21 protein-coding genes are annotated in these 21,751 nt (G+C 35.3%); 12 read left to right on the top strand and 9 right to left on the bottom strand.

Annotated elements, in window-relative coordinates; all coding sequences use genetic code 11:
- Positions 1–7: 7 nt before the first annotated feature.
- From K6959_RS14320 to K6959_RS14310, 3 genes are all read right to left on the bottom strand, one after another.
- A complete protein-coding gene (locus K6959_RS14320) occupies positions 8–1,027 on the bottom strand; it encodes an alpha-ketoacid dehydrogenase subunit beta (RefSeq protein ID WP_163243063.1) in 1,020 nt (339 codons plus the stop codon).
- A gap of 27 nt (positions 1,028–1,054) precedes the next feature.
- Complete coding sequence (locus tag K6959_RS14315) at positions 1,055–2,011, bottom strand: thiamine pyrophosphate-dependent dehydrogenase E1 component subunit alpha (RefSeq protein WP_374058351.1); 957 nt, start codon at positions 2,009–2,011, stop codon at positions 1,055–1,057.
- A gap of 263 nt (positions 2,012–2,274) precedes the next feature.
- A complete protein-coding gene (locus K6959_RS14310; RefSeq protein ID WP_223086826.1) occupies positions 2,275–4,203 on the bottom strand; it encodes a sigma-54-dependent Fis family transcriptional regulator in 1,929 nt (642 codons plus the stop codon).
- Between the two features lie 325 nt (positions 4,204–4,528).
- Between K6959_RS14310 and K6959_RS14305 the strand changes: the two genes are divergently transcribed.
- Positions 4,529–5,686 (top strand): glycosyl hydrolase family 28-related protein, encoded by a 1,158-nt coding sequence (locus K6959_RS14305; protein ID WP_163243060.1) that lies wholly within the window; start codon positions 4,529–4,531, stop codon positions 5,684–5,686.
- Positions 5,687–5,855: 169 nt separating this feature from the next.
- On the opposite strand, the gene K6959_RS14300 is transcribed toward K6959_RS14305, so the two are convergent.
- From K6959_RS14300 to K6959_RS14275, 6 genes are all read right to left on the bottom strand, one after another.
- Positions 5,856–6,155, bottom strand: coding sequence for a cupin domain-containing protein (locus tag K6959_RS14300; RefSeq protein WP_163243059.1), 300 nt, complete (start codon positions 6,153–6,155; stop codon positions 5,856–5,858).
- 106 nt (positions 6,156–6,261) lie between these two features.
- Positions 6,262–6,831, bottom strand: a complete 570-nt coding sequence (locus K6959_RS14295) for a TetR/AcrR family transcriptional regulator (protein ID WP_163243058.1) — start codon at positions 6,829–6,831, stop codon at positions 6,262–6,264.
- Positions 6,832–8,253 carry an efflux RND transporter permease subunit gene (locus tag K6959_RS14290; protein ID WP_262421797.1) on the bottom strand — a complete coding sequence of 474 codons (1,422 nt, stop codon included), beginning with the start codon at positions 8,251–8,253 and terminating at the stop codon, positions 6,832–6,834.
- On the bottom strand, positions 8,243–9,223 hold the full coding sequence (locus K6959_RS14285; RefSeq protein WP_163243057.1) for an MMPL family transporter: 981 nt from the start codon (positions 9,221–9,223) through the stop codon (positions 8,243–8,245). The genes K6959_RS14290 and K6959_RS14285 overlap by 11 nt, the downstream gene beginning before the upstream one ends.
- A gap of 814 nt (positions 9,224–10,037) precedes the next feature.
- Positions 10,038–11,396, bottom strand: coding sequence for an aldehyde dehydrogenase (locus K6959_RS14280; protein WP_163243056.1), 1,359 nt, complete (start codon positions 11,394–11,396; stop codon positions 10,038–10,040).
- Between the two features lie 18 nt (positions 11,397–11,414).
- Positions 11,415–12,512, bottom strand: coding sequence for an SDR family oxidoreductase (locus K6959_RS14275; protein ID WP_163243055.1), 1,098 nt, complete (start codon positions 12,510–12,512; stop codon positions 11,415–11,417).
- Between the two features lie 273 nt (positions 12,513–12,785).
- On the opposite strand from K6959_RS14275, the gene K6959_RS14270 reads away from it, so the two are divergent.
- From K6959_RS14270 to K6959_RS14220, 11 genes are all read left to right on the top strand, one after another.
- Entirely contained in the window at positions 12,786–13,184 is a 399-nt protein-coding gene (locus K6959_RS14270) for a hypothetical protein (RefSeq protein WP_163243054.1), read from the top strand.
- Between the two features lie 47 nt (positions 13,185–13,231).
- Complete coding sequence (locus tag K6959_RS14265; RefSeq protein ID WP_223086825.1) at positions 13,232–13,585, top strand: hypothetical protein; 354 nt, start codon at positions 13,232–13,234, stop codon at positions 13,583–13,585.
- A 539-nt stretch (positions 13,586–14,124) separates the two neighbouring features.
- Complete coding sequence (locus K6959_RS14260) at positions 14,125–14,856, top strand: hypothetical protein (protein WP_163242747.1); 732 nt, start codon at positions 14,125–14,127, stop codon at positions 14,854–14,856.
- Between the two features lie 12 nt (positions 14,857–14,868).
- Entirely contained in the window at positions 14,869–16,206 is a 1,338-nt protein-coding gene (locus K6959_RS14255) for a lipase family protein (protein ID WP_163242746.1), read from the top strand.
- A gap of 132 nt (positions 16,207–16,338) precedes the next feature.
- Complete coding sequence (locus K6959_RS14250) at positions 16,339–16,668, top strand: hypothetical protein (protein WP_163242745.1); 330 nt, start codon at positions 16,339–16,341, stop codon at positions 16,666–16,668.
- A 140-nt stretch (positions 16,669–16,808) separates the two neighbouring features.
- Entirely contained in the window at positions 16,809–17,534 is a 726-nt protein-coding gene (locus K6959_RS14245; RefSeq protein WP_223086823.1) for a hypothetical protein, read from the top strand.
- A 12-nt stretch (positions 17,535–17,546) separates the two neighbouring features.
- Complete coding sequence (locus tag K6959_RS14240; RefSeq protein ID WP_163242743.1) at positions 17,547–18,185, top strand: hypothetical protein; 639 nt, start codon at positions 17,547–17,549, stop codon at positions 18,183–18,185.
- Positions 18,186–18,304: 119 nt separating this feature from the next.
- Complete coding sequence (locus K6959_RS14235) at positions 18,305–19,513, top strand: RtcB family protein (protein WP_374058350.1); 1,209 nt, start codon at positions 18,305–18,307, stop codon at positions 19,511–19,513.
- 25 nt (positions 19,514–19,538) lie between these two features.
- A complete protein-coding gene (locus K6959_RS14230; RefSeq protein ID WP_163242741.1) occupies positions 19,539–20,195 on the top strand; it encodes an MOSC domain-containing protein in 657 nt (218 codons plus the stop codon).
- 70 nt (positions 20,196–20,265) lie between these two features.
- A complete protein-coding gene (locus tag K6959_RS14225) occupies positions 20,266–20,658 on the top strand; it encodes a thiol-disulfide oxidoreductase DCC family protein (RefSeq protein WP_163242740.1) in 393 nt (130 codons plus the stop codon).
- Between the two features lie 391 nt (positions 20,659–21,049).
- Positions 21,050–21,742: a DUF1538 domain-containing protein gene (locus K6959_RS14220; RefSeq protein ID WP_163242739.1), complete on the top strand. Its 693-nt coding sequence runs from the start codon at positions 21,050–21,052 to the stop codon at positions 21,740–21,742.
- The last annotated feature ends 9 nt before the right edge of the window (positions 21,743–21,751 follow it).

Here is a 21,751-nt window from a genome sequence, read left to right as displayed (position 1 = left end):
GCCTCCCCTATTCGTTCATTAATTTAATAGCTTCTTTCACAATTTTCTCCTCATTTGGCAAAATGAATTGCTCTAATGGGCGGCTATATGGGATTGGAACGTCTGGGATTGCAATTCTTTTTACAGGTGCTTCAAGCTCATATAAACCTTCTTCAGCCGCAATTGCTGCAATTTCAGCTGTCATTCCATATGATAAATAATCTTCATCAACGACCATTAACCGATGTGTCTTTTTTAGTGAAGTTAAAATCGTTTCTTTATCGAGTGGGGCGAGGGAACGAAGATCAATAACTTCGGCATCAATTCCTTCTTTTTCAAGTTTTTTTGCAGCTTCAAGTGCATAATAAACGGTCATTTGAATGCCGACAATTGTGATATCCTTGCCTTCACGAACAATATTTGCTTTTCCTAATGGAACGGTGTAGTTTTCCGCTGGAACATGTCCCACAGATGCATCAAGTTGATCCATCCAACCAAGACCTTGCAGTGTTTTATGAAACATGAACACGACTGGATTGTCGTCTCGAATTGCAGAGATCATCATCCCTTTTAAATCATATGGGGTAGATGGGGCAACGACTTTCATTCCAGGCAAATGGGCAAATGTTGCGTATAAAGTTTGTGAATGCTGTGCTCCATCGTTATAGCCTCCGCCTACACCTGTCATAAGCACTACCGGAAGCTTTACGTTTCCCCCTGACATATAGGGGATTTTCGCCATTTGGTTATAAATTTGATCCATACACACTCCAAAAAAATCAACAAACATTAGTTCAACAATCGGACGCATTCCTTCAGCAGCTGCTCCGACTGCCGCCCCAATAAAAGCCGTTTCAGAAATCGGTGTATCCATCACACGCTCAGGACCAAACTTTTCAAAAAGACCTTGCGTTGAACCGAATATGCCTCCATAAACACCAACATCTTCACCCATTATAAATACGCTTGCATCTTTCTCCATTTCTTGAGCAATCGCTTCTGACATTGCTTTGCTTCCAGTTAATAAACGATTTTTTTCAGCTTCCATTTTTGACAACTCCCCTTTCTATTTGTATTAAATAAATAGATCTTCAAGTGCAGCTTCAGGCTTAGGGTATTCACTATCGCGAGCAAATTGGTAGGCCTCGTCCACTTCTTTGGCAGCTCTTTTTTCCATTTCTTTTATTTCACTCACGTCTAGATGATATTCTTCAACTAGTTTTCTTCCTAGCAGGATAATTGGATCTTTTTCTCTTAAATACGGTACTTCGCTTTTTTCGCGATATAGCTCCGGATCGCCTTGGAAGTGACCTAAATAGCGGTATGTTTCTATTTCTATAATAGATGGCCCTTTTCCAGCTCTAGCTCGCTCGATCGCTTTTTCTGAAACGTTATACATTTCTACTGGATCATTATCCTTCACATTATATCCTTCTATACCATATGCTTCTGCACGTAAGTCGTTAGAAGGGATGGAAGTAGAGGCTTCTTTTCGCACTGAAATTCCGTATTGATTATTTTCAACGACAACAATTAAAGGGAGATTCCATAATGCAGCCATATTTAATGATTCATGGAATGCTCCTTGGTTTGCCGCCCCTTCACCGATAAAGGCGACAGCAACCCAATCCGTTTCTTTTTTCTTCGCTGCAAGAGCGGCTCCGAGAGCATGGGGAATTCCTGCTCCGACAATCCCGCCGCAGGAAAATTTCACATTTGGATCAAAGAGATGCATGTGACCTCCTTTTCCTTTACATAAGCCAGTCACTTTACCGAAAATTTCGGCTGTCATTTTGTTCAAGTCAATCCCTTTTGCAATCGCATGATGGTGCGGACGGTGTGGAGAAGAAACGGTATCATACTTTGTTAGATGAGCACAAATGCCGACTGCTGCCGGTTCTTGTCCAGTTGCTAAGTGCATTTCTCCTGGAACGGGACCAGCGCCAATGTTAAAGACTGGAGATTTACCTTCTCCATATGCTTCAACCATTCTATCTTCGTACCAGCGAATTTTGTACATCATTTCGTACATCCATTTTAATTTTTCAATAGGTACTGCCAATTTGTTCTCCTCCTTTAATAAATGTAGTAAACGCTTTCATTCTATTATTTATGCAAATTTCATGCCAAGTTTGGAAAAAGCGGATTCATGTTACTCAAAATCGCAGAAAGGCGGGAAATGAATGAAGAATGAATGAAGAAAACTGTTTCATTTAAAACGAAAAAATGTACCATTATGCAACAGAATAAAGTTACACTTTGATACACTTTAGAACAGAATGGCACGGTCTTCATTTAGTATGGGATGTTATATTTTTTTAATTGGCGGTATAGAGTGCTTCGCGAAATGCCTAAGTGCTTTGCGGCTTTTCTAAAGTTACCATTATATAAGCGAATGGATTGCATTAAGGCTTGTTTTTTCATGTCATCTTTATTTAGCGGCCATCCAGTATCTTTTTTAAACTGTTTTGTTGAAAAGATTTCTTCAGGCAAGTCTTCTGGCATTAATAAATGATCCTCTTTTTTATTTAATATCCGTTCTAAAATATTTTGCAATTCCCGAATATTCCCAGGCCAGCGATATTCCATAAGCGGGTTAAGAAATTCGCTCGTAATATCGAGTACTTCTTTGTTTAGTTTACTGCTTAATTCAGAGATGAAATATTGTGCAAGGAGCGGAATATCAGACTGTCTTTCCCGTAAAGCAGGAAGCGTGATTGGCATTACATTTAAGCGGAAAAATAAATCTTCGCGAAAGCTTCCTTTTTCGACTTCCTTTCGTAAATCTTTATTTGTAGCTGCTATGATTCGGACATCAACAGGTGTTACTTTATAGTCTCCGATACGGATCACTTCTTTTTCCTGAATAACTCTAAGAAGGAGGACTTGCATCTCTAAAGACATTTCACCAATCTCATCTAAAAATAACGTACCTCCATCAGCCAATTCGAACTTTCCTGCACTTCCCCCTTTTTTTGCCCCTGTGAAAGCTCCTTCAACATAGCCAAACAGTTCACTTCCAAGCAGATCACGAGGAATACCTCCGCAATTAATTGCGATAAATGGCTTATTTTTTCGATTGCTTTCATTATGAATTGCTTGGGCAAACATATCTTTTCCTGTACCGCTCTCACCTAAAATTAACACGTTAGAATTCGTCTTAGCCGCCATTTTTGCTTCTTTTAATTTTTGAATAAATAGAGGATGACTGCCAATAATTTCGTCAAATGATACCTTTGCTTGGTTGCCAGATAAATAGTTCACGAATTGGCGAACTCGTTGGATTTCCTTTATAACAATCATAGAGCCAATTATTTTTTTGTCTTTATCGATGGGAATGATATCAATTAAAACATGATGGATCTTACCAGTCTTACTTTCTTCTAACCTTAATTCTTTATTATAAATTTGTTTTTGTAAGCTTTTTTGAAAAATATGATTTACGAAAAAGTGTTGAATAAACCGACCTTCGATATGCTCGGGTTTCGTGGATAATAGATGCTGCAGTTTTGTATTTGTTTTAATGATTTCTCCGTTTGGATGAACGATTAAAATTCCGTCCGTCATATTATTTGTTGTTGCTTCAAGAATTCTTTGCATCATCATATTTTTTTTCATATTCTCTTTTAGTCGAAGCTGGTATTCAATTGCTTTAACTGTGGAGACAACCATCCCGAGTGTATGAGGATGAACACGTTCATAAGGACCAGACATATTTAATACTCCGATAATTTCTCCGTTTGATTGATGAATTGGAGCAGCTGAGCATGTCCATGACTGGCATACTTTTGTATAATGTTCTTCGGCGAAGATTTGTAATGGCTTATCAATAACGATGGCAGTACCAATTGCATTAGTACCCATCGCTTCTTCACTCCAATCCGCCCCTTCTGAAAAGTTAATTTTTTGAGCATTTTCAAGCATATCCTGATCCCCGATGGATTTTAGTAACTGCCCTTTTTCATTACATAGAATAACTAAAAAGCCTGATCCTTTAACTAAAGAAAACAGTCCTTCCATTAACGGGATTGAGATTTCAATGAGTTCATCATACATTTTAACAAAGTCCATTTTCCTTAATTTACCTTGTTTTTGAAACGGATCTACTTGAAGCTTCTTTGAACGAAGCCATGACTTTTCGACAATTGGATGCAATCCTTTATCTAACTGACCAGTTTTAACAAATTTCCACCAAATATTTTTTACTTTTTCTCGGTTTTTCATATGACCCACCTCATAAAAGTATTAACGGCTCGCCTAAATTGATTTTTCACATATGAAATAGTATGTAACTTTAATTGGCATAATGGTGTTAATTGTATCTGTGTTAGGCACTTATACCTTTATTGTATCATTATTTTTTAAAAAATTTGACCTTGTATTGATAGTGTTAAATGATGGCTGATAGAATAAAAGAAGTAATTGCTGTAAGTATTTTCTCTTATCAGTTTATCCTTTTGCGCATAAACTCCTATTTTATGAGAAAGAGGTATAAATCATTTCAGGGAAAATATTTATGTAAAGAAAATCATTTAAGGGGTGAAAGAAAATGTTAAGTGTAAAAGACTTTGGAGCAAAAGGTGATGGGATTACTGACGATACTTATGCGATACAACAGGCATTAAATCAACGGAAGTCAGTCTATTTGCCTGCAGGAGATTACCGCATTTCTGATACCCTTGTAGTACCGACGGGAACACGTATGTATGGGGATGGTGTTTATGCTACTAAAATTGTGCAATGGCGTGATGGAGTGCCAATTATACGTGTGAGCGGGAGTCATTATTCTATTGAACGTTTGTATTTATTGTTTCTCAATCAACAAAATGAGTCCACATCTGGTGGGGTAGGTATAGAACTTGGGGATGCACAAACAAGTGCCGGAGCTTTCGAAGGGATGGTACAATACGTTAATATTGAAAAAAGCTTTCGAGGTGTGGCAATCCCAACATGGGCTGGCCAGCCATTTGCGTTTCAAAATACTTTTAGGCATATTCGGGTGTTAGATCATTGGGATTACGGATTTCATTTAGGAGGAAGGTTGAATATCGGGCTGACAACGAATACATTTATTAATTGCTACGTTTTAGCTCAGAGTGATCAGCCGAATCCAAATTCTAAAGGGTTTTATCTTGCGATGCACGACGACTTCGCTTTAATTAATTGTGCTGTCGACCATGTCGCTCAAGAAGCATTAAAGATTGAACAATGTAAAGGCGGTTCAGTTATAGACTTCCACGCTGAAGAATGCCGTGTACGGCAAAATTATAAACAAGTTGTCCATGTTCATAATAGTAACGTTTGGTTTAGCAATTTACAGGTTATTTATACGATCATTGAAAATATTAGTACAGAAGCTTATTTAGTATTCGTTTCTGGCGAAAGCCATGTTCATATTCAGAACTATGTCGATAGAGATGAGAAGATTCTAAATAGTAATCAAGTATTTTCAATTGTAAAGGATAAAGAATCGGTGTTAACGGTAGAAAAGAAAAAGAGCAATCTTCCTCCATATTTTCAAGGCAAATATTTATCAGAACATAAATTATACGAAAGTTCTAATATTCCGACGGAAGGAAACTGGAAAAAGGGCGAGATTGTACTTAATACAAATCCCGCTTCAGGAGGTTATGTCGGTTGGGTTTGCACTCAAGCAGGTACAGCAGGGAGTGCTAAATTTCATCCTTTTGGAAAATTAGAATCGTAAAAATACAAATTGTCGCTGGTCCTTAAAAATTTTTAAGGATCAGCGACAAATGACAGATTGTTGAACAAATATGTTCTACTCTTGCACACCTTAACCTACAAGTGTTTTTTTCTAGTCTGAGGGAGATTTGCTGCAAATATTAACGCTATCTACAAGCTCAATTATTGAACTATCGAATTTTCACTAATAATAGTTCAGTATCTTCTAATGCAATGATCGAATGATTTTCATCAGGCTCCAAGTAAAGAATATCGTGATTCGTTATAACGATCTCTTTCCCTTCCACAGTAAATTGTACTTTTCCTTTTCTAACGATTATGAGTGCATCAGTTCCAGCTTTATGCGTAGAGATTTCCTTCCCTGCTAGAAGTTGGATTTGGATAAGCTGATTTTCATTAAACGATAGTAGCTTTTGCATGTTTTTTGGCTCATTTTCGGACACTTTCCATTCAGTTTTTATATAGTTCATTTTCAACGCTCCTTATCTAAAATGAAGGTAGGATTATTTTGTTGGCATTCGACTCACTTTTTTTCCTGACTATTAAGCGTTTTCAAGGTTAACGGCGGTTATTTATTCATCGTTCATTTATTACCGATATGACCGATTGTGCGTATGTTTTTGCTAAAATATTTTTTTCTTGCTCATTTAAACGATAGTATGGTTTTTCATTTGGTAAGATAATCTGGCTTAGGAAAATACCGCCCAATTGTCTTGCACATAATTCTGTATTTACATGATCACCTTTATTTTCAAAATGACGATCTAATCCCTTTTTCAAACTGAAAAAAATGATATTAGGAAAATCGATTTCATCTGTTAAATTACCCATTAGACTTTCTGAAATGAGCATTTTTACTAGTGGGATATTTTTCGAAAGGATTTCCAGTCTATTTTTAATAATTTTTGTTAAGAATACTTCGGTATCTTCCTCTGCAGCAATTTCCATCATAAAAGGATTAAATTGATTTTCAATCACATGTTTAATAACGTTTTTAAAAAGGTTTTGTTTTGTTGAGAATTTACGAAACAGTGTGACTTCGGCGACATCTGCCTCTTTTGCAATCTCTTGTGTTGTTGCCTGCAGACCTTTCTTAATAAAAACAGCAATGGCTGCTTTTAATATTTGTTCTGTTTTATCTCGCAATCACTTCACCTCTATTCCCTGTATCTCTTTACCGCCTATATGTTTTATTTTCACAAACCGATCAAAAATAATCAAGATAGCAGGCATGACGACAACGGTACTTAATAAAGCAAAGGAAATATTAATCAATGTCATCAATCCAAAATTACTTAAGATAGCAAAGTCGGATACGAGCAGGGCACTGAAGCCTCCAATAGTTGTAAAAGCTGATGTGAAGATCGCTCGCCCAACTTTTTGATTAGATATTTTCACCGCATCTTTGCTTCCTTTTCCTTTTTTGCGCTCTTCATAAAATCTCTCCATTATTAAAACTGTAAACTCTGTACCGATCCCAATAATTAATGCACCTAAAGTCGCGGTCAATGGAGTATAATTGATGTCTAAAAAATACATCACGGCTCCTGACCAGCCAATGATGAAGATGATTGGCAATAAAGGAATGAATGCTTTGACAGGATGGCGGTAGACAAGCAAGAGCCCTAAAAAGACAAGCCCCATTCCTAAAAATGTCATTTTATATCTACCTGTTGTTAATGCTGAGATCATCTCAACATCTAATACTGTTTTTCCTGTAACGGTTATCGTTACCATTTCATATTCGTTTTCATTTAAATACACCTTTAAGTCATTGAGAAATGTTTGCAACGATTTTGAGTCTAAATGTTTAATTCCAACTGTAATTAAGCCTTTTGTTTGATCTTCATTCATAAACAGCTTTAGTTGGTCTTCCGGTATTTGTTCTATTTGTGCTTTCAGTTGATTTCCTTCAGGTAATGTGCCTTCATTCAATTGTTTAAGTACACTGGTGATTGATTTACTGCTTACCACTACATCAGAAAAGTTGGACAGTAATGATTCAGTTGTGTCATTAACCCATGTTAGAATATTTTCTGACATTATATTTTTCCCTTTATATACAATTGTTACTTGATCAGTCGTTCCGATAATATCTCGTAAATTATGAAGATCTTTTAATGCTTGTGTATCTTGTGGCATAAACGTCTCAACATCAGTTTCAACACTTGCATTCATGTCTAGAAAAATCCCAAACCCAGCCGTGATAAAGGCTACGATCATAATGCCCCATCTTAATGAGATGATTTTTTCTGTATATGTTCCTAAAAAATTTTCGCTGTTTGACTGCTTTTTATTTGTTTTTCCTTTTGATTTTACAGTTTTCTCTCTAAAAAAAAGATCGCGTGTAAAAAGAATTGGTATTAATATAAATACTCCGACAAAAAAACTGATGATCATACCGATTGTTAACATTTTTCCGAAATCCTTGATCATCGGTACTGGAGAAGTATATAAAGCGATAAATCCAAGAACAGTTGCAATTAATGCCGACAAGACTGCTGGGATCATTTTCGAGACTGTATGGGATAGGCTTTTTTTTGCTCTTGTATTTAATTTATTGTTCAAGGGAATCCTCCTCTTTCATTTCTTCTGTGTAACGATTTTGGAGTTGGATAGCGTAGTCAATTCCTAGCCCGATTAAAATTGGGAAGACAGCCATTGAGACCATCGTAATTGGTATTTTTAGCCATCCCATCAAGCCAATTGTACCGAAAATGGCGATTAATATCATTCCAAGTGGTAGCAAGCGCCAACTTACTTTAAAGGTTAAAGATAAAATAATAATCATAAAAAAAATTGACAGAAGCATCATCTTTTTCATACTATCCTGCATTGAAGAGCGAATGGCATCATCTAAGACGGGTTTTCCTGAGACAAATGTTTTAGTCGCTTTTAACTCATGATCAGCTAAGTATGTTTTAATTTGACTGACAATTTCACTTTTAGATGAATCTTCTATACCGCCTTGAAATTTGATGATCATCATCAGATGTTCATCATCTGTTATAACTTCAGAAAACAGATCGCGTAATTTTCCATTGTTATCATAAAGCAGATCATTTAATGTTTTTTTATTTTCAGGCAATCCCGGCTTCAGTATGTCAGAGTGAGCTAACATCGTATTGATATGTTGGTTGTTTTTTAAGGCTGCGGACATTTCTGTTATTCCTTTTTTATATTGCTCAAATTGCCTTTTTGAAAGTTGTTCAACAACGGTAACGGGGCTAAAAATACTATAAATTTCATCCATCGTTTGCAACTGATTTTCTAACCCTTTCATATGATGTAAGTTCGTAAGATTGAGCAAATTTTGTCCTTCATACATAACAATAATCGACTCACCGCCAAACTCCTCTTCCAATTTCTCATTGTCTTTATATACTGTTGTGTCCGTGTTTATTAAAGTCTCATTACCTGTAGCCATTTGAATGTTTTTTGCACCAATAAATAAAATGATGATCACAAAGATGGATACTAAGGTGACTTTTATCGGCTTTTTCATTAGAAGTGTTGATAACTTATTTAATCGTCTCATGCTTTCTCCTTTCTTGAAATTATTTATATTTAATGTATGTAAGTAATTACTTACATATGTATTATGATCTAAGTTAAATGCTTTTGTAAAGTATTTTATTTTAAGTTTTTTAAATTACGTCCAGTTTGCCATGTACGTGCGCAAATTCACTGACAGAGAGGTGTTAAACTTCTTCGTTTAGAGGCGTTCGAGCACATAAACCAGCGTTCTCATGTGGTATAGAGGAATTTATTCTCACACCACATCCGCGGGCGCATTGTCATGACATCGACGCACGATTTCATGACGAAACGAAGCCATAGAAGAGTGAACTAATCGGAAGCCCATAATCATATAAGTAAAGGTTAAACCATAACGCATGCAACGCTGGCTAGGCACAGTGAGTTCAATCCAAAGGGTACCAAGATGTCAAGAATTAAATTTAATTAGTTTGAACGGTCTCGAGCCGAAGTATGACATTCTTGATTGGGCTTCTAATCATGAAAAGAGGATAAAGGAATTACTTTTAGCAATCTAGAGTTAGAAAAGCTTTAAGGAGTATTGGAGAAGATCAATTGAAGTCCGCAAATAAGGTTGAAGAGATTACCCCAAAAGGTCAAACATGTTAAATATAGTCTTAACATCCAAAGGGGAACCCAATAGCAAAAATAGACTTATTGGATACCCCTTTCAGACTGTTGACAAACAAACTTTCATGAACACCTATTCAAGTGTTTTTTTCTAACTAGGAAAAAGTTTGTTTGCTATCTCGTGTGAGCATAAACATTTGACAGCCTTATATTGCATAAACGATGATAATAGCTTTGGAAGCTAGTTATTTTAAGAAAAACTTTATTTTTTTCAGGCCATTTTTTATATTTGGATATCTAAGCGGAATATCGAATAACGTTGTTTGTTTTAAGATGCTTTTTTTATGAGAAAAAGTATCGAAGCTGCCTTTTCCATGGTAAGCCCCGATTCCGCTCGTACCGACACCGCCAAAGGGCAAGTAGGGAGAGACGATGTGATAGACAGTATCATTTATACACCCGCCTCCGAAAGAGATGTTGGTAACAATATGTTGTTGAACATTTTCACTTTCAGTAAAAAGATAAAGTGCAAGCGGCTTAGGATGATGGTGAATGCCTTCGATTACATCCGCGATTTCGTCATACTCTAGCACAGGAAGGATCGGACCAAAAATCTCATCCTGCATAATCGGATCTTCCCATGTGATCTTTGTAAGCACCGTCGGCTCGATCAATAATTGTTCCTGATTGATTTTCCCTCCTAAAAATTTTTCCCCGTTGTTTAGATAAGAACAAAGACGTTTGAAGTGTTTTTCGTTTACGATTCGCGTCAAATGACGAGGCTCCCCATATAAATCTTTAATCGCTTCTTGTAAATAAGTTAAAAATTCATTTTTAATCTTGTGATGAACGTATAAGTAATCAGGTGCGACACATGTTTGGCCAGCGTTCATAAATTTCCCCCAAGCAATTCGTTTAGCTGCCAGCTTTATATTTGCGTCTTCATGAACGATACAAGGACTTTTACCACCTAACTCTAATGTGACAGGAGTTAAATTTTTGGCAGCGGCTTTCATAATCATTTTCCCGACATGTACACTCCCTGTGAAAAAGATGTAATCAAATTTTTCATTAAGGAGAGCTTGGCTCGTTTCAACGCCGCCTTGAACGACTGAGATATACTCTTCAGGGAAATTTTTTTCAAGCAGTTTTGATAATATTTCCGATGTTTTGGGCGTCAGTTCTGAAGGTTTAATGATAGCGCAGTTACCAGCAGCGATTGCCCCAATTAACGGCGCAACTGCTAATTGAAATGGGTAGTTCCATGGAGAGATAATAAGTGCTACACCGTATGGTTCAGAATAAATAAAGCTTGTTGAGCCGATATGGGTGATCGGTGTTTTTACCTTTTTTGGCTTCATCCAAGAGCGTAGCTGTTTTATCGTAAAACGTATTTCTTCAAGGATCATCCCGATTTCAGATGAATAAGCTTCAAATTCAGATTTGTTTAAATCTAATTTTAATGCTTCAATAAGCTCTGTTTCATTATTTTTAATTGCGGTTCTTAACTTTTGCAGAGCGTTCAAACGAAAGGCAAGATTTTTTGTTTTGTTAGTACGGAAAAATGATTTTTGTTTGTTCACTCGTAATTCATAGTTTTCCATATGATCTCCTCTCGTAAGTTAGTCAATGATAAGTTGCTTATCAGTATCGTTTTTATGTTGCTCATAAAATTGAACCATTGAAGAAATTGTCTCTTGAAAATCTGGGCAAGTAATGCCTAATTGCTGCAAATCGTTTTTCGTTTGCGTACAATCATATTTTGCCATGCAAGTGAAATAATCTAAAGCTTCTTTTTCAACTCGAAGCCATTTTCTTAATAATGGAATAGAAAGAAGCCATTTTGCAAAAGAAAGGGGAAGCATCCCGATAGGTTTTCTGCCGAGAAACTCTTCCATTAGCATTCGATACACTTCTTTCATCGTGTAAGGATTTGGATCGATTAAGTGATACGTTTTCCCAATCCCTATAGGAGCATGTCCAAGATAAATTGCTGCTTTCAGAACATAATCTAGAGGAACGAAATTTCCTTCAGCTTTTCCCGTTCCTAAGTACGGGATTACTGGGAAAAATTTTAGCTTATCAAAAAAATTTAAGATGAAGTAAGGTCCATCAAATTTAATTGTTTCGCCAGATAGCGAATCTCCTTTCACAATTCCAGGACGGATGATCGTAGTTGGGACTTTACTTATTATACCGCGCACTAATTTCTCAGCTTCGTATTTCGTTCTTTCGTAATGATTTTTAAAGCTTTGGTTCATCTCTAACTCTGTTTCAAAAATACGACCTTCACGAGTTCCAGATACGTAGGCAGTGCTAAAATAAATATAACGCTCAGGCTTAGATAAAGTTAATACCCACTCGTTCATATGTTTCGTCCCATTTACATTGACGTCATAAGCGATATTTTCTGGTACGGCAAGATCATAAACAGCAGCGAGATGGAAAATATGTGTAACATGATGTTGTAGATGAGTATTTAATTCACGTTCAATATTTAAGTGAGGTTTTGTTATATCTCCAGGAACTATTGTCAACTTTTCTCGGCTTATATTTCCCTCATTTGTTAGTTTATCAATTTCCTCTGAAGCTTTGTCGATCAAATGAGGCAAAACAAGTAAATAAAGATGATCTATACTAAAACGATTACGAATCATTTGTTTAATAAGAGAGGTTGCAATAAATCCCGGAAATCCTGTAAAAAAATAAGTGTACCCCATATAAAAACCATCTCCTCACAAAGATATGATTTTCAAAAACAATAAATAAACTCATGAAAAGCCAATTTTTATTAACCAATATGTATGTCATGTATTTGTATATTATTCTAAATATTCTGCTAAATAATTCAAAGTGAGGTATGTTGCTAAAAGAGATGTAGGCTTGCACTCAGCAAAGGAGTAGACGATAAGCAAGTGAAAAAGCATAAGTAAGACAATCGGAATATATAGTGAATAACTAAAACGATTGGATGAAGGCGCGAATTTTTACAAATGAATGAAACGTTGACCAAAGTAGACCGTCAATTATATAGGGATGAAATGAGTGAGCGGAAAAAGGCGGGGATGTTGATGAAAAAAGCTATATCGAAAGCAATCATTGTTTTAGTAGGAATGATGTTAATCGTTTGTACAGATTTTGTTGAAGCAAATCGCGAAGAAATTGAGGAAAGTGTTAAATCATTTATCAAAATGAATAAGCTTGACCCTGAAAAGGTAGAAATCGAGAGGATATATGAGCCGACACGTTATCCAAATGGAGATTATGAATTTGAAGTAGATATTAATTATAGAGGTCATCCTTATTTCTCAATCTCATTAGAGGCAGACCCAGAAACATTGCATATTACAGATCGTAAAGACTTTTTTAAAGTTGAAGTATTTATATATTGAAGAACGATATGAAGAATTTAAGCCTGCAATTGATTATTTAGAATCACTTGGGGGCCGAGGATTCTTTTCGCCCGAAAGATTCAAAAGTAAAATATTTCTTTACGAGTGTCGGTTTAGATCCAGAGCTAAATGAAGAAATAAAGCAAGCATATCGAGAAAGCAATAAAAATCTAGATCAATTAAAGCAATATATTAAAGATCATAAAGAAAAAATTACTTCTTTAGATTCGAATACTGAAATTATTGCCTATTTAGAAGATGTAGACGATGAGCAAGCTGAAATCATTAAAGAAGAATTAAAGAAAAGGCTTCCAAAAGGGATTTACGTTCTTAATATTGGAGAGGGACAAATTGAGACAGGAATAATTCATGGTGTTATAGGACAAATAACTGTTGAGTAATCAGGGAAGTAAGCGAAGTTTATTTTAGACTGAAACCTTTTCCGAGGTTAATCGTCAACTAATAAAAATTGAGTAATAAGGAAATTAAGAGATTTTTATTTTAGACTGAAACCTTTTCCAAAGTCAATCGTCAATTATATAAAGAAGTTAAGTGAAAAATATAGAATTATAGTAATTAAATATCTAAAAAGGTTGAAAATATAAATCTTCTACTATTATTTTGAAAATAAATGTCATAAGAAAAGTACAATAGAACGGGTCGATTATCTGACAAACTAACAATCTATTCATTTTTCTTGTTTAAAATGTCCTATTTCAATTATAGATAATTATTACAAATCACTTAAGTGAATGAATCTTTATTCTACTTTGATGATAGGGGTTTAAAAATATAGTCAATTATCTGGTATAATGAACCATTTAGGGAATTAAATATTGATTTTTCCTTAAAAACAGAGATAATTTATCTATGAAATTTACCACCGCTCTAAGCAGAGAACAAACTTAACCAAATGAAGATAAAAAAGGCGGGATGTTCGTTGAAAAAATTTTTGTTGGCAATAACTATTGTTTTAGGAGGAATGTTACTAATGGGTTGTACAGATTTTGTTGAAGCAAATCGTAAAGAAATTAAGGAAAGTGTTAAATTTTTTATTGAAATGAATAAGCTTGATCCTGAAAAGGTTGAAATCGGAAAAATCTATCCACCGAAACGATATCCAAATGGAGATTACGAATTTATGGTCGATATTTTATATACAGGTCACCCTTATTTCTCAATATTACTAGAAGCAGATCCGAAATCATTGCGCATGAAAGATCATAAAGACTTTTTTAAAGTTGAAGTATTTAATTATTTATATATTGAAGAACGATATGAAGAATTTAAGCCTGCAATTGATTATTTAGAATCACTTGGGGCAGAGGATACTTTTCGCCCAAAAGATTCAAAAGTAAAATATTTCTTTACGAGTGTTGGCTTAGACCCTGAGTTAAATGAAGAAATAAAGCAAGCATATCGAGAAAGCAATAAAAATCTAGATCAATTAAAGCAATATATTAAAGATCATAAAGAAAAAATTACTTCTTTAGATTCGAATACTGAAATTATTGCCTATTTAGAAGATGTAGACGATGAGCAAGCGGCGATTATTAAAGAAGAATTAACGAAAAGACTCCCTAAAGGTACTTATGTAGTAGAAATAGGAAAAGATGATGTGGAATTAGGTGGAATAAATATAGGTTTAGGGGGACAAATAACGATTGAATGAGGAGGGAAGTAAATGACGTCTTTTATAAATAATGAAACATTTTCTGAAGCTGATCATCAACTAATAGGGATGAAATTAAGTTATCAAGCTGAGGAAATAACAAGAAGCATAGAAATTAATGATCGAAATTCTAAGAAAGTTAAAAACAACATGTTAAAGGTCTATCGTAAGCATTTAGATAATAAGAAAATTAAATTGGTAGAAAATCTTCCCCAATACTTTAAAGATAAGATCCCAATTAAACCAATTTCAAGTGGTATGAATGAAATAGAAACAGGTTTTCATGCGAATGCGATTACGAAAGGAGATCCGAAAAATCCAAAGGAAATTACTGTTGTTTTTCCTGGAACAGATTTTGATGATGGTTTTGATGTTCAGCAAACGAGCAGATCTCAAAGTAAAAGACACGATGATTATAGTGAAAGGGCAATTAAATATATTGGACAAGTAAAGGAAAAATATCCGAATGCAGAAATTGTTGTTGATGGTCACTCGATGGCGGGTAAGATCGCTATTCAAATTGGATTAATATATCCCGATGTTACTGTTTATGCGTTTAACCCGACAGCGATTGATAGTGAATATCATAAATTAATTGAGGAAGGTAAGCATTACGACAATATTAACGTCTTAATATTTGATAATGATATTGCAAAATATGAAAGGTGGTTCCAATACTTTCTGAAATCTAAAACAACTGGAAGTCTTCCATTTAATACATATCATATAGACCCTGATAAACTTCAATGGATCCAACAACTGCCAGCACCACATGATGGTATTTTTGACCACCACTCTACCGGTGGTTTTAGAGGGGTAGATGGTTCTTTATGGGACATTTTTAACCTGACACCGATTGGTTTTTCAGCAAGTAATAGTGGGACAACTGAGATTAACTTTGATAAGGAACGATATTTACATTTTTCCAATGTGCTAGAACACCAAATGGTTCCTTATTTAAGAAAGGCAATCCCTTTAATCGAGCAAATGGAAGAGGAGATTGACGAGAAAATAAGGGAGATTATCACTCGGGCAGAACAACAAATTGAAAGTGTGAAGTTTGAGTCTACCTATCCTGATCCCCGGCCGGGAGCAATCGAGTCATTAAAAGATAAATTTTATCGGTCAGGAAAATATCGTTGCTATGAGGAGGAGAGCATGTTGACACTGCTCGATGCGCTCCATCGTTCTGCCCAAGAAATTACTCAAAGTGCTTCTAAAATTGTTGAAACAGCAGAAGCGTTTGAAAGAATTGATACCGAGCTCGCTAAAAAAAATCGTGCTAAAGAATCCGAAGATGTTTGGAAAAAACACAGAATGGAAAATTCAGGAGGTTATGGGCCGCAGTAAAATGGGAAAAACCTTTAAAGATATTAAATAAAAGTGATTAGTTTAAATGATGGCTGGCAAATGAAAAGCAGCCACATTTCAAAAAGAGAATGATATTTTAATTCAAAAGTATGGGATAGATAGGAGAATGATATGGATACGATACAGCTTGCTAATCTTCAATTAGATGATGAATTTACTGCTTGGGAGAAAACGCAAAGAGATGTGGCTAAGATTACAAAATCTGTTGAAAAAGAGATCAGCCGTATGAGTGAAAATATGGCGGCGGATGATCAATTTAATCATGAGGTGATCACTCAATTATATTTAATTGAAATAATGATTCATAATATGAAACAGGAAATCTATTTTAATTTATCTGGAAAATATCGAGATGAAATTGTAAATGAAATGAAAAGGCTTTCAAGCCTTATTAGGGATACGAATGAGAAATGGGAAGATTATCGGAAAACATTTTTTTAATGAGAGCACACAACTTTGGCAATTATGCCGAGGGGGGTGTGCTTTTCTATACTTTTAATGAAACTCTATATTTTTAAAATATGATCACTGTGGCTTTATATAGAACAAACTTAACAAAATGAAGAAGGCGGGGATGTTCGTTGAGAAATTTTATATTAGTAGCACTTATCATTCTCGGGGGAATGTTACTAATGGGTTGTACAGACTTTGCTGAAAAAAACCGTGAAGAAATTAAGGAAAGTGTTAAATTTTTTATCAAAATGAATAAGCTTGACCCTGAAAAGGTAGAAATCGAGAGGATATATGAGCCGACACGTTATCCGAATGGAGATTATGAATTTGAAGTAGATATTAATTATACAGGTCACCCTTATTTCTCAATCTCACAAGAGGCAGACCCAGAAACATTGCACATTACAGATCGTAAAGACTTTTTTAAAGTTGAAGTATTTAATTGTTTATATATTGAAGAACGATATGAAGAATTTAAGCCTGCAATTGATTATTTAGAATCACTTGGGGCTGAGGATTCCTTTAATCCTAAGGACTCAAACATAAAATACTTTTATACGAGTGTCGGCTTAGACCCCGAGCTAAATGAAGAAATAAAGCAAGTATATCGAGAAAGTGATAAAAACCTTGATCAATTAAAACAATATATTAAAGATAGTAAAGAAAAAATCATTGCTTTGGATACAAATATTACTATAAACGCTATTAAAGAAGGTTTAGATGAAAAGCAATCGACAATCATTAAAGAAGAATTAATAAAAAGACTTCCAAAAGGAATTTACGTTACTGAAATTGGAGAGATAGATGAGACGGGAATAATTCACGGTCTTAACGAACAAATAACGGTTGAGTGAGGTGTATAGTAAATGACGTCTTTTGTATATAATGAAACGTTTTCCGAAGCAGATCATCAACTAATAGGGATGAAATTAAGTTATCAAGCCGAAAAAAAAGTAAGAAATAAAATAATAGAAGATCTAAATGATCTAAATGAAGTTAAAAGAAAAATGTTAAATGTTTACCGTAAGCATTTAGATAATAAGACAATTAAATTGGTAGAAAATCTTCCCCAATTTACTAAAGATAGAGTGCCAATTAAAACAGGATATATGGTAGAAACGGCAGGACAATCAGAATTCGAAAGAGAAACAGGTTTTCACGTGAATGCGATTACGAAAGGGGATCCAGAAAATCCAAAGGAAGTTACTGTTGTTTTCCCTGGAACAAATTTCAAGGACGCTTTAGATGTTGGGCAAACGGGCAAATCTCAAAGGAAAAGAGCTGATGATTATAGTGAGCGCGCCATTAAATATATTGGGAAAGTTAAGGAAAAATATCCGAATGTTAATATTGTTGTCGATAGAAAGATCGCTATTAAAATTGGATTCATATATCCAGATGTTCCTGTTTATCCGTTTAACCCGACAAATAAATTAATTAAGAAAGGTAAGTACTGCGATTATCTGAGTATGAAGGGTGTTCCATATTATTTGAAGTGGTGTTAAAATATATTTTTACATCCTAGTTTTTGTTAACTTTTTCATCGGATGTACTCGAAGTTATTTGGCACAAGTATTTAATAAAAACATGATAAGTTTATAGATAGAAAGAGATGATTAAGCATATGAAATCAATTATTTTTGGAAAACATGATGATAAAACAATTAATCAATTTAATACATGTCTTCAAACTGGGAATGTCATTGGCGGTGTGTTATGTGCTGATGGGCATTACGGTTATAGTCAGCCTGTTGGCGGTGTCATCGTATATGAAGGGCAAATTTCTCCGTCAGGTGTCGGTTATGATATTGCTTGTGGCAACAAGGCTGTCAAAACAAATGTTAAATATCATGACATTAAAAATAGTATGAAGCATATGATGGATGAGATTGCTAGTAAAGTTTCTTTTGGCATTGGCAGAAATAATAAAGAAAAAGTAGATCATGCCCTTTTTGACGATGAAGCATGGGATGTTTATCGCAATATTGGCAAGCATGAGCACGACAAACTGAAAACATTAGCCCGAAATCAGTTGGGAACTGTAGGTTCTGGAAACCATTTTGTTGATATTTTAGTAGAGGAAAAGTCTGACGATGTATGGATAGCAAACCATTTCGGCAGTAGAGGTTTCGGTCATAAAACAGCGAGCGGGTTTCTTAACTTAGCTAAAGGTCGTCAATTTTCCGATAAAGCACCTGGAGAAAATATGGAGCAGCCGCCAACTTTATTAGATCTAGACAGTGAACTTGGAGAAATGTATGAGAAGGCGATGAATTTAGCGGGTCGTTATGCCTACGTAGGCAGAGATTATGTAATAAATCAAGTGCTTTCTATTTTAAAGGCAGAAGCAACATTTGAAGTGCATAATCATCATAATTTTGCTTGGAAGGAAATACATGATGGGAAGGAATGTATCGTTGTCCGCAAAGGGGCAACACCGCTCGCTTCGGGTCAGCTCGGTTTTGTTGGCGGAAGTATGTGTGACATCTCAGTTATTATTCGCGGGAAAAACTCTGAGAAAAATAAACAAGCATTTTCTAGTACTGTGCATGGGGCAGGTCGAATAATGAGTCGATCGAAAGCAGCGGGCAAAATGAATTGGAAGACACGTAAAAGAACAGGTGGTTTAATATCAGAGAAGCAAATGATGGAGGTGGTAAAAAATTTTGGTCTAGAATTGCGCGGTGCAGGTACAGACGAAAGCCCATTTGTTTATCGGAAGTTGCAAGAAGTGATTGATGCCCATAAGGAAACGCTTGATGTTTTGCACGTTTTAAAACCTGTCGGCGTTTGTATGGCTGGCGCAAATGAATTTGATCCGTATAAAGATTAAATTTTTGGTTCAGGAGGAAAAATAAATGTCAGATCGTCAAATGAAATTAGTTAATCTAAATATCGGCTTACCAAAGAAAATGACATATAATGAAAATAAAGAAATCGTAACGGGAATATGTAAAAAATCTGTCGACGAAGCATATTTATCATACGATGGTTTTCAAGGTGATGGGATTGCTGATACAAGGTATCACGGTGGTCCTGATCGTGCTGTGTGCGTATATGCTGATGAACATTATGAACAATGGGAGAAAGAGTTCAACATTAAGCTGCCCTCTGCAGCGTTTGGTGAAAATTTAACTGTTCGTAACATGTTAGAAAGTGATATTTGTATTGGTGATATATATCAAATAGGAGAAGCCGTTGTTCAAATATCACAAGGGAGAATTCCGTGCAGTACAATTACAAAAAGAATCGGAGTGCCAAAGCTTCTAAAGCGAATTGTTGAAGAGGGCTATACAGGTTATCTTTGTCGTGTTTTAGAGGAAGGAACCATTCATAAAAACGCAACGATTAAATTAATTAAACCGCACCCGAACGAGATTTCGATCCTTTTTGCTAACGAAATTTATTTTCACAGACGCGATGATGTGAAAGGCATTCAGAAAATATTAGCTGTTCAAGAATTAGCAGATGCATGGAGAAAAGATTTATCTGAACGATTAGCGAAACTTATTTAACGCTTTAGGGGCAGTAAAAAAAACATACTGTCCCAAAATTAATTTGAGCTTTTATAAAGAGGTGGAAATGGTGACAGCACTTATTTTATATGATGGAGTTTGCAATTTTTGTAACCGCAGTGTGCAATTTATTATTAAAAGAGATCCGAATGCTTATTATCAATTTGCTTCATTACAAGGTGAAACTGCTCAAAAGTTGCTGAGTGATTTTCGTGTAAAAGGAGATGTAGATAGTTTCATTTTGATTGAAGACGGTCAATTGTATGTAAAGTCAACAGCAGCTCTGCGTATTTGTAAACAATTAGCGGGAACTGTACGGTTTTTAACCTTTTTTTTAGTTGTGCCAAGACCGATCCGTGATTTTTTTTATGACATAATTGCAAAAAACAGGTATAAATGGTTTGGTGAAAGTGATCATTGTCTTATACCGTCAGATGATATAAAGAAACGTTTTGTAGACTAATAGACGGTTATTCGGGTTTTTCTTTATCTTCCTGAAGTATTTTCTTATTTAAAATGTGCGTCATCGTTTCTTCTATTATTGCTAAAACAATAATAATACCAACTCCTGCTCCAATCCAAATCCACATATACGTTCCTCTCCCGTTCAATATCAATTTAAAGGATTCGTAATGATTCTATTCGAATCATACAATAAAATGACTAAATTTTACATAGAAATAAATAAAATGACGATAAAAAATTCACCTCCATTGGCCCGTAGCTTTGTCAGTGATAAATTTGTTTTGTAAAATATAAGAAGGATGGTATTGTCAAGTACAGATTGGATAAAGGTAAATGACCATTCAATTAGGTGTTTTTTTCTTTATAGGTTGAAAAAAAGGGGGAGTTTCATGGACAAATTTAAAGAGACATTTTTGGAAGTAGTGTATGCTATTTTTCCTGTAACAGTGGTAGTCATTCTTTTGCAATTTTCACTGATCTGGCTGCCGATGGAGGCGTTTATCCAGTTTTTAATTGGTGTTGTTTTTGTCACGATTGGATTATGGCTATTTTTAATCGGTGTGCAAGTCGGTTTGCTTCCAATTGGAGAGTTAGTTGGGAAAACCCTTCCGAAAACAGGAAAGCTATCACTTCTTCTTTTCGTTGCATTTCTACTTGGGTTCGTTGTGACTGTTGCTGAGCCTGATGTCCGCGTTTTAGCAACACAGGTAGATCAAGTGTCAAATGGACAAATAGGATCAGGGATCTTAATTTATTCTGTTGCGTTAGGTGTTGGCATTTTTGTTGCACTAGCGATGCTTCGAATCGTTTATCAAATTCCAATTCAATATTTATTAATTGCTAGCTATGGTCTAGCGTTTGCACTATCCTTTTTTATTCCAAAAGGATTTGTCCCGATTTCATTTGATGCAGGGGGTGTCACGACAGGACCGATGACTGTACCGTTTATTATCGCATTAGGTGTTGGAGTTGCCTCTGTTTTAAGGAGTAAATCATCATCTGCTGACAGCTTTGGGCTTGTCGGGTTAGCTTCAGTTGGGCCTATCCTCGCAGTGATGATTTTAGGAGTGATCTACCGATGAAGCTGCAAA

Source organism: Bacillus aquiflavi (assembly GCF_019915265.1).
In the GTDB taxonomy this organism is placed as follows: Bacteria; Bacillota; Bacilli; order Bacillales; family Cytobacillaceae; genus Bacillus_BT; species Bacillus_BT aquiflavi.
Note: the sequence above shows the minus strand (reverse complement) of the source record. Positions and strands in the feature narration are given on the sequence as shown.

What these genes read in the sequence shown, in the direction of transcription:
- K6959_RS14300 (WP_163243059.1), bottom strand. Translation starts at nt 6,155, where the DNA reads ATGAACTATATAAAAACTGAATGGAAAGTGTCCGAAAATGAGCCAAAA.
- K6959_RS14270 (WP_163243054.1), top strand. Translation starts at nt 12,786, where the DNA reads ATGAATGAAACGTTGACCAAAGTAGACCGTCAATTATATAGGGATGAA.
- K6959_RS14220 (WP_163242739.1), top strand. Translation starts at nt 21,050, where the DNA reads ATGGACAAATTTAAAGAGACATTTTTGGAAGTAGTGTATGCTATTTTT.
- K6959_RS14230 (WP_163242741.1), top strand. Translation starts at nt 19,539, where the DNA reads ATGTCAGATCGTCAAATGAAATTAGTTAATCTAAATATCGGCTTACCA.
- K6959_RS14240 (WP_163242743.1), top strand. Translation starts at nt 17,547, where the DNA reads ATGACGTCTTTTGTATATAATGAAACGTTTTCCGAAGCAGATCATCAA.
- K6959_RS14310 (WP_223086826.1), bottom strand. Translation starts at nt 4,203, where the DNA reads ATGAAAAACCGAGAAAAAGTAAAAAATATTTGGTGGAAATTTGTTAAA.
- K6959_RS14280 (WP_163243056.1), bottom strand. Translation starts at nt 11,396, where the DNA reads ATGGAAAACTATGAATTACGAGTGAACAAACAAAAATCATTTTTCCGT.
- K6959_RS14250 (WP_163242745.1), top strand. Translation starts at nt 16,339, where the DNA reads ATGGATACGATACAGCTTGCTAATCTTCAATTAGATGATGAATTTACT.
- K6959_RS14275 (WP_163243055.1), bottom strand. Translation starts at nt 12,512, where the DNA reads ATGGGGTACACTTATTTTTTTACAGGATTTCCGGGATTTATTGCAACC.
- K6959_RS14285 (WP_163243057.1), bottom strand. Translation starts at nt 9,223, where the DNA reads ATGAGACGATTAAATAAGTTATCAACACTTCTAATGAAAAAGCCGATA.
- K6959_RS14305 (WP_163243060.1), top strand. Translation starts at nt 4,529, where the DNA reads ATGTTAAGTGTAAAAGACTTTGGAGCAAAAGGTGATGGGATTACTGAC.
- K6959_RS14255 (WP_163242746.1), top strand. Translation starts at nt 14,869, where the DNA reads ATGACGTCTTTTATAAATAATGAAACATTTTCTGAAGCTGATCATCAA.
- K6959_RS14320 (WP_163243063.1), bottom strand. Translation starts at nt 1,027, where the DNA reads ATGGAAGCTGAAAAAAATCGTTTATTAACTGGAAGCAAAGCAATGTCA.
- K6959_RS14235 (WP_374058350.1), top strand. Translation starts at nt 18,305, where the DNA reads ATGAAATCAATTATTTTTGGAAAACATGATGATAAAACAATTAATCAA.
- K6959_RS14315 (WP_374058351.1), bottom strand. Translation starts at nt 2,011, where the DNA reads ATGTACGAAATGATGTACAAAATTCGCTGGTACGAAGATAGAATGGTT.